10 protein-coding genes are annotated in these 7,665 nt (G+C 75.9%); 3 read left to right on the top strand and 7 right to left on the bottom strand.

What is annotated here, in order from left to right:
• Positions 1-628: hypothetical protein (locus KIK08_RS35520; protein WP_214407704.1), on the bottom strand; the 628-nt coding region annotated here is incomplete at its 3' end.
• Between the two features lie 104 nt (positions 629-732).
• Between KIK08_RS35520 and KIK08_RS35515 the strand changes: the two genes are divergently transcribed.
• Both KIK08_RS35515 and KIK08_RS35510 read left to right on the top strand, forming a co-directional pair.
• On the top strand, positions 733-1,239 hold the full coding sequence (locus tag KIK08_RS35515) for a 2'-5' RNA ligase family protein (protein WP_214407703.1): 507 nt from the start codon (positions 733-735) through the stop codon (positions 1,237-1,239).
• Positions 1,240-1,349: 110 nt separating this feature from the next.
• Positions 1,350-2,495, top strand: a complete 1,146-nt coding sequence (locus tag KIK08_RS35510) for a thiolase family protein (RefSeq protein WP_214407702.1) — start codon at positions 1,350-1,352, stop codon at positions 2,493-2,495.
• A gap of 43 nt (positions 2,496-2,538) precedes the next feature.
• Here the strand turns inward: KIK08_RS35510 and KIK08_RS35505 are convergent, their stop codons facing one another.
• The gene (locus KIK08_RS35505; protein WP_214407701.1) at positions 2,539-3,291 is read right to left on the bottom strand and encodes a DeoR/GlpR family DNA-binding transcription regulator; all 753 of its coding nucleotides are present in this window, start codon (positions 3,289-3,291) and stop codon (positions 2,539-2,541) included.
• A gap of 49 nt (positions 3,292-3,340) precedes the next feature.
• On the opposite strand from KIK08_RS35505, the gene KIK08_RS35500 reads away from it, so the two are divergent.
• Complete coding sequence (locus KIK08_RS35500) at positions 3,341-3,715, top strand: DUF4406 domain-containing protein (protein ID WP_308258099.1); 375 nt, start codon at positions 3,341-3,343, stop codon at positions 3,713-3,715.
• A gap of 32 nt (positions 3,716-3,747) precedes the next feature.
• Here the strand turns inward: KIK08_RS35500 and KIK08_RS35495 are convergent, their stop codons facing one another.
• From KIK08_RS35495 to KIK08_RS35475, 5 genes are all read right to left on the bottom strand, one after another.
• Complete coding sequence (locus KIK08_RS35495; RefSeq protein WP_214407700.1) at positions 3,748-4,746, bottom strand: hypothetical protein; 999 nt, start codon at positions 4,744-4,746, stop codon at positions 3,748-3,750.
• Between the two features lie 82 nt (positions 4,747-4,828).
• Positions 4,829-5,416 carry a DUF998 domain-containing protein gene (locus KIK08_RS35490; RefSeq protein ID WP_308258098.1) on the bottom strand — a complete coding sequence of 196 codons (588 nt, stop codon included), beginning with the start codon at positions 5,414-5,416 and terminating at the stop codon, positions 4,829-4,831.
• Positions 5,417-5,500: 84 nt separating this feature from the next.
• Positions 5,501-6,418, bottom strand: a complete 918-nt coding sequence (locus KIK08_RS35485) for an aminoglycoside phosphotransferase family protein (protein ID WP_214407699.1) — start codon at positions 6,416-6,418, stop codon at positions 5,501-5,503.
• Positions 6,419-6,461: 43 nt separating this feature from the next.
• Positions 6,462-7,049 (bottom strand): carboxymuconolactone decarboxylase family protein, encoded by a 588-nt coding sequence (locus KIK08_RS35480; RefSeq protein WP_214407698.1) that lies wholly within the window; start codon positions 7,047-7,049, stop codon positions 6,462-6,464.
• Positions 7,046-7,429, bottom strand: coding sequence for a rhodanese-like domain-containing protein (locus KIK08_RS35475; protein ID WP_214407697.1), 384 nt, complete (start codon positions 7,427-7,429; stop codon positions 7,046-7,048). The genes KIK08_RS35480 and KIK08_RS35475 overlap by 4 nt, the downstream gene beginning before the upstream one ends.
• Between the last annotated feature and the right edge of the window lie 236 nt (positions 7,430-7,665).

Here is a 7,665-nt window from a genome sequence, read left to right as displayed (position 1 = left end):
AGCCGGGACCGGGCGGCGGGTACGCGGCCGGCGCGACGGGCGCACGCGGCACCGGGCTCGGCGTCGCGGACCCGCTGTCGGTGTCGCGGTTGGCGTCGACGACGCCGCGGGTGAGCCGCCCGGCGAGGACACCGGCGACCGCGGCACCGAGCAGGAAGGCGCCGGGGCGGCGGCGCGCGAAGCGGCGCACCTCCTGCACGAGGTCGCCCGGCTCGCGGCCGTCCAGCCAGCCGGCGAGGTCGTCGACCCGGCCGGCGGCCTGGGCGGCCAGGTCGGAGGCCGGTCCGCGGTGCTCGCCGCCGGCCATCTCCTTCAGCTCGGTGGCCAGCGAGCGCAGCGCCTCGGTGGCCTTCTGCTGGCCGCCCTTCGCCTGCTCGGTCACCTGGCCGCGGGCCTGGTGGTAGAGGTCCTTCGCCTCGCGGCGGGCCTGGTCGGCGACCTGGCCGGCCTGCTCCTTGGCGGTGCCGGCGACGTGCCGCCCGGCGTCCGCGGCGGCACCCCCGACCTGTCCGGCCTGGTCGCGGGCCACTTCGGTGGTCGGTGTCCCGTTGGACGGGCCACCGCTCGTCGTGGTGGGGCCCGCGGGCGGCGTGGCCGGCGCGGGACCGCTCGTGTGCTGCTGGGTCATGGCGCCCGGCTACCCGGTGGCGCCCGCGTCAACCGGATCCGTGACCGCCGACCGGAAGCGACCGGGCCCGGTAGCGTGCGGCCGACGTCGACCGAGGAGCGCGAATGCCGACTGTCGAGCTGCTGCTCGACGACGAGCTGGACGGGCGGGTCCGGGCGGTGTGGGCGCTGCTCGCCGACGCCGGCCTGCCGAGCCTGGCCGAGCACCGCCATCCGACCAACCGCCCGCACCTCACGCTCGCCGCCGCCGACGCGCTGCCCCCGGACGGCTGGCTCGCGGCCGCGCTCGGCGGGCTGCCGCTGGCGCTGCGGCTGGACGGGGCGCTCAGCGTCGGCGGCTCCCGCGGGTCGCTGGTGTGGGCGGTGGTGCCCAGCCGGGCGCTGCTGCAGGTGCAGGCCGCGGTGTCGGAGGTGGTGCGGCCGCGCTCGCCGTGGATGCGGCCCGACCTGTGGACCCCGCACGTCACGCTGATGCCGCGGGCCACCCCGGCGCAGCGGGCCGAGGCCGTGCGGCTGCTGGCCGACCTGCCGGCCGCCGAGGGCGGGCTGGTGGCCGCGCGCAGCTACGACGAGGCCACCCGGACCGTCCGCGAGCTGCCCGCCCCGCGCTGACCGGCCGCCGGGTGTGACCGTCCCGGCAACCTGGCGTTTCCCCCGGCCGCGTCGGATACGGTGTCAGGAATTCGGGTCACCGACCGTCGGAGCGCAACGGGGAGCTGGGCATGCGGGACGCAGTCATCGTCGACGCGGTACGGACGCCGATCGGCAAGCGCAACGGATCACTGGCGGGGGTGCACGCCGCCGACCTCTCGGCCCACGTGCTGAACGCGCTGGTCGAGCGCACCGGGGTCGACCCGGGCGCCATCGACGACGTCGTCTGGGGCTGCGTCACGCAGGTGGGCGACCAGTCCAGCAACATCGGCCGGTTCGCCGTGCTGGCCGCGGGCTGGCCGGAGCACGTGCCCGGCCAGACGATCAACCGGGCCTGCGGGTCGAGCCAGCAGGCCGTCGACTCGGCCGCGCACGCCGTCATGGCCGGGCAGTACGACCTGGTCGTGGCCGGTGGCGTGGAGACGATGAGCAGGGTGCCGCTGGGCGCGGCCCGCGAGAGCGGCATGCCCTACGGGCCCAAGGTGCTCGAGCGCTACGACGGCTTCGCCTTCAACCAGGGCGTCGGCGCCGAGCTCATCGCCGAGCGCTACGGCCTCTCCCGCCAGCGGCTCGACGAGTTCGCGGCCCGCTCGCACGCGCTGGCCGCGGCGGCGATCGACGACGGCGCGTTCACCGACCACACCGTCGCGATCGACGTGGAGGGCACTAAATTCACCGCCGACGAGGGTCTGCGCCGCGGCACCTCGCCGGAGACGCTGGCCAAGCTCAAGCCCTCGTTCAAGCCCGACGGCGTCATCCACGCCGGCAACGCCTCGCAGATCTCCGACGGCGCCGCCGCGCTGCTCATCACCACCTCGGAGAAGGCCGCCGAGCTGGGCCTGACGCCGATCGCGCGCTACCACTCCGGCGCGGTCAGCGGCGCCGACCCGATCACCATGCTGCTCGGCCCCATCCCGGCCACCGAGAAGGTGCTGCGCAGGACCGGTCTGAAGATCGAGGACATCGGCACGTTCGAGGTCAACGAGGCCTTCGCCCCGGTGCCGCTGGCCTGGCAGGCCGAGACCGGCGCCGACCCCGAGCGGCTCAACCCGCTCGGCGGGGCGATCGCCGTCGGGCACCCGCTCGGGGCGTCCGGCGCGGTCCTGATGACCCGCATGATCGCCCGGATGCGGCGCGAAGAGCTGCGCTACGGGCTGCAGACGATGTGCGAGGGCGGCGGCACGGCCAACGCCACCATCATCGAGCTGATCGGGTAGCGGCACGGTCCGTGCCCGGGCTGCCCCCGGGTCCGGTCGACCGTCAGGGGATGACCCGGACGCCGGCGGCGACGAGGTCGCGCACGGCGGGGGAGTCCGGGGCGGCGTCGGTGACGACGGCGGTGACCTCGTCGAGCCCGAGCACGGCGAACCGCGACGCCGCCCCGATCTTCTCGGCGCTGGCCAGCACGTAGGTGTCGGCGGCCCGCCGCGACAGGGCCCGCTTCATCGCGGCCTCGTCGGCGTCGCCGGTGGTCAGGCCGGTCTCGTGGTGCACGCCGGTGACGCCGAGCAGGAACAGGTCGGCGGTGACGGCCTGCGCGGCCTCCACCGCGGCCGCGCCGCAGGTCACCAGGGAGTGCTTGAACAGCCGCCCGCCCAGCACGAAGACCTCCACGTCGCGGTGGTCGACCAGGGCCGCGGCGACGGTCGGGCTGTGGGTGACGACGGTGGCGTCCAGGTCGAGGGGCAGCGCGCGGACCACGGCGAGCGCCGTCGTGCCGCCGTCGATGATCGCGGTGCTGCCCGGCTCCACCAGGCGCGCCGCGGCGGTGGCGACGCGCTCCTTGCTGGCCGGCTCGACCTGCTGGCGACCGGCGTAGTCGGCGACGGCGGGCGAGATGGGCAGCGCCCCGCCGTAGACGCGCTGGCAGAGCCCGGCCGCGGCCAGGTCGCGCAGGTCGCGGCGGACGCTGTCCTCGGAGATCCCGAGCTCGGCGGCGAGGTCCTTGGCCACCACGCGCCCGTCCCGGCGGAGGCGGTCGAGCAGCAGGTCACGGCGCTGTGCGGCCAACATGCACGTTTCTCCTTGTTTTCTCCGACTCCTGCACGATACCGTCCAGAACGTGCAGACGACATCCCTGATGATCCTGATCGCCGGCCCCTACCGCTCCGGCACCGGCGACGACCCCGCGAAGATGGCGGCCAACCTGGCCCGGCTGGAGGAGGCCGCATGGCCCCTGTTCGCCGCCGGGCACGTGCCGATGATCGGCGAGTGGGTGGCCCTGCCGGTGCTGAGCAGCGCGGGCGCCACCGGCCCGCTCGACCCCCTCGCCGAACGCGTCATGTACCCGACGGCCCAGCGGCTGCTGCAACGCTGCGACGGCGTGCTGCGCCTGCCCGGCGACTCGACCGGTGCCGACCAGGACGTCGCGATCGCGCGGGAGCGCGGCATCCCGGTGTGGTTCCGCATCGAGGACGTCCCCGGCTGCGGGGTGTAGTGCCGTGGTCGGCCGACCCGCGGGAGGGCGGGTCAGCCGGTCGGCAGCGGCGCGCCGGGATCGACCGGCGGCGGGGTCAGCGGCAGCACGAACGAGGGCAGCACGCCCGCCTGCTGGTCGTTGACCGAGAGCGTCACCGCCCCGGGCGTCTGGCGCACCTCCAGGTGGGTCGGCCGGGTGTTCCGGTCGCGGATCAGCGGGTACCGCGCGTCGGCGCTCATCAGCGACAGCACCGGGCCGGCGGCGCGCAGCGCGGTGGCGTCGGTCGGGGTGGTGCCGTCCACGCTGAGCACGTAGGTCGCGCGGACGGGCAGCGGGTGCGCGCGCTCCGGCCCGACCGGCATCGCCACCGCGACGTGGTCGCCGCCGGCGAGGTCGAGCAGCAGCAGGGCGTCGGGGTCCTGCGGGTTGTCGGGCTTGTCGACGTAGTCGGCGGTGACGCCGATGTCGAACAGGCCGTCGCCGACCTCGGTGGCCGCGGTGGCCGCCTGCCAGCCGTCGGCCGAGCTGAGCACGGTCACCGCGGTGACCTCGGACTGGCGGTCGGGCGGCACGTAGAGCCCGGACAGCGGCAGCACGGCGCCCGACCGGAACTCCGAGGCCAGCAGCGTCGAGTGCGAGGCGACGGCGCGCTCGGCGCGGCCGCCGTCGGGCAGGCGCACCTCGATGATCCGCGACAGCGACTGGTAGCCGGCGACCGTCGTGTCGACGAACACGACCGTCCGCCCGGCCGGCGCCGTGCCGGCCCACAGCACGCACGCGCGCTCCAGGACCGGACTGGAGCCGCCCAGGTCGCCCTCGGTCTCGACGTCGGGGTCGGTGACCGCGGCCCACGCCGCGCCCAGCGCGCCGTCGTCTCCGAGGAGGTCGCCGCCCGGGCGGTGCAGCAGGAAGTCGCAGTCCGCCGGCCGCTGGTTCGACGCCCGCCAGGCGTCCGCGCCGAAGATCGCGGCGCCGCCGATGACGACGACGCCCAGCAGCCCGACGACGACGTAGGCGATCCCGCGCAGCACGGTCGACACGGCTGTCATCCTGGCCCTTCCCGCGATCCGGCGGACCGGTGGTCCTACGGAGATCGAGTTCGGGTTGTCCGATCCCGTCAGGCGCCGTGCGTCAACGCGCCGAGCCGGCCGTGCGCGCGCACAGCGCGGCGAACCAGCCCAGGCCCACGGCCAACGACACCCGCTGGAAGAACCCGCCCAACCGGACGAGCCCGGGCCGCTGCGCGAATCCGCCACCGGCCCGCACGAACGCCGCGAAGTCGGCCACCGCGGCCGCCCCGGACACCGCGGCCCAGCCGGTCTCCCCGCGCCGCAGCGCCGAGACCGCGGTGGTGCCGGCGGCGACGGGCAGGCACAGGAACACCGGTGCGGACGCCAGGTCGTGCAGCCGGCCGGCGGTGGTCGGGGGATCGGGGGAGGGCGGCGTGCCCGGCGGGTAACCGCTGATCGGGTCGGACAGGAAGGCGCCCGCACCGACCAGGCCCGCGCCCACCGCCGCGAGGAGCGCGGGGACGGTGCGCGGCAACGTCCGGCTGCGCGCCAGACCGCCCGCCCCGGCCAGTACCAGCGCCCCGGAGACGGAGAAGTTCGCGACCTGGCGCCACCCGCGCGGACCGATCGCGAGCGAGCTGATCGGGTGGCGCAGGGGGTCGTAGTCGGGGCGGGTGGCGCCCTCGACGGAGGCGACGCCGAGGAACACCGCCCCGGCGGCCGCGCCGCACCGCAGCAGCGCTCGGGTCGTGGCGGCGGAGCGGGTACCTATGAAGCCATCCTGGCCCGGTCGCTACGGGCCGCGCAGCCCCGCCACCCGGTCGGCCACCGCCAGCATCAGCCGCCCGGCGGGCTGCAGCCCGATCCGCGTGGCCAGCAGCCCGGTCGAAACCCGCTCGACCACGCCCCACTCCCAGATCGCGGTCGCGTCGAGGTCGGTGCGCGTGGCCAGCATCCGGGCGCGGGCGAACGGATCACCGCCGACCATGTCCTCGGGGTCCTCACGCATCACGACGCCGAGGTCGTACTCCGGCTCGGCGAGCAGGCCGTCGGGGTCGACGAGGGCCCACCCGTCGCCGTCGGCGAGGACGTTCCACTGGTGGGGGTCGCCGTGCACGAGCACCGCGCGCTCGTCGTCGTGCGCCGCGGCACGGCGCTCGGCGCACGCCACGGCGTGCTCGACGGCCCGCTCGGAGCAGGGTCGGTCCAGCTCGGCCCACCAGGCGACGACGCCGTCGGCCAACCCCCGGGCCTTCGCGGCGCCGGCCGGCAGTTCCCGGGCGTCCGCCCCGAGCTCCGCGACCGGTACCCAGAACCGCCGCACGAGGGTGCAGAGGATCTGATGGCGCTCGGCGATCGGCAGGCCCCGGTCGTGCAGGGACGGACCGAGCCGGTCGAGCAGGAGCGCGCCGCGGCCGGCGTCGTGGCGCAACAGACGCACGCAGCCCCGACCAGATGCCGCCCGCAGCGCGATGACCTCGTCGCGGGCAGCGGCCCCGTCGCGCGGCACCAGCAGCTTGAGCACCGCCGGGCGGCCGTCGGCGGTCACCGCCTCGACGACCACCGATTCCGTGGAATCGGAGTACGTCCGCCCGACCGTGACACCCCACTCGCGCTCCAGATCGGCCACCAGCGCCGGCAGGCCGGACAGCCACGCCCCCGCGCCGTGCACACGCGCCTTCTCCCGCACCGGTGCCGGGACGTCGAGCACCCGGGCATCCCAGCAGGCTCCGGTGCCCGGCGGCGAGCGACTTTCAGCCCGCTGCGACCGGGCGGCCGAAGTCGACGGCGTCGATCACGGCTCTTGGAAGCCGTCCGGTGAGTTCGGCGTCCGGGCGCGCGCCGAGCGCGTCGTTGACGGTCGCGAACGCCACCCGCAGCGCCACGAACGCGGTGATCGCGAAGATCTGCGGGTCGGTGAAGCCGGCCTCGCGCAGCGCCCGCACGTCGTCGGCGGTCGTGGCGTTGGGGTCGCGCGCCACCGCCCGCGCCCAGCGGGCCATCGCCCGCTCGGCGGCGGTGAGACCGGCGTCGTCGCCGCGCAGCACGGCTGCCGCGGTGTCCGCGTCGGTGGCGCCGGCGAGTCGCCCGCCCCAGGTCAACGAGCAGTACGAGTCGCCGAGCGCCGACGCGCACGCCGCGACCAGGACGCCCCGCCCGCGCCTCCCGAGCCCCAGCGGCGCGACGGCCGCGCCCATCAGGTCGAACAACCCGGTCTGGGTGCCCGGCTGGTGCGCCCACACCCGCGACGCGTTCATCACGTAGCCGACCTCCCCGACGTCCACGTCGAAGATCCGGCGGACGTCGTCGGTCAGCGGGGGCGCGGCCAGGAAACCGGTCACCGGGCAGGGGTGGCGACCGGCCGCCCGGCCGCCTGCCAGGCCACGATCCCGCCGTCGAGGTGCGCGACGCGGGTGTAGCCCATCTCGGCCAGCGTGGCCGCGGCCAGCGCGGACCGGGCGCCGGACTTGCAGTGCACGATCACCCGGCGCGACGGCGACAGCTCGGGCAGGTGGTAGGGGCTGGCCGGGTCGGCGTGGAACTCCAGCATCCCGCGCGGCGCGGCGACCGCCCCCGCGATCGTGCCGTCGGTGAGCTGCTCACCCGGCTCCCGGACGTCCACCAGGACGACGTCGGGCGAGTCCAGCTCGGCGGCCACCTGCTCCGGGCTCAGGTGCTCCACCCGCTGCCGGGCGGCGGTGATCATGTCGGCGACGTTCATCGGATCCTCCTGCGTGATCGGTGCGACCAGCGTCGCGGTCCGCGGCGCGCAGGACATCCGTGCGGATCACGGAACTCTGGTGTCCGTGGGGGGTACGGAGAGGGGCGGGCCGTCTTCGCAGCGTGTGTGGTTCTTGAGGACCGCGCGTTCAGCGGTGAAAATTCCGTGTTGGCTGCCCGTTGACGCCGAGTCTCTTTGATCGTGGGAGGTCGTTTCGCAGCGGGGCGCTGAGGGCC

This window comes from Pseudonocardia lacus (genome assembly GCF_018531445.1).
GTDB lineage: Bacteria > Actinomycetota > Actinomycetes > Mycobacteriales > Pseudonocardiaceae > Pseudonocardia > Pseudonocardia lacus.
The sequence above is the reverse complement of the archived record's forward strand: the minus strand, read 5'-3'. Positions and strand labels throughout refer to the sequence as shown.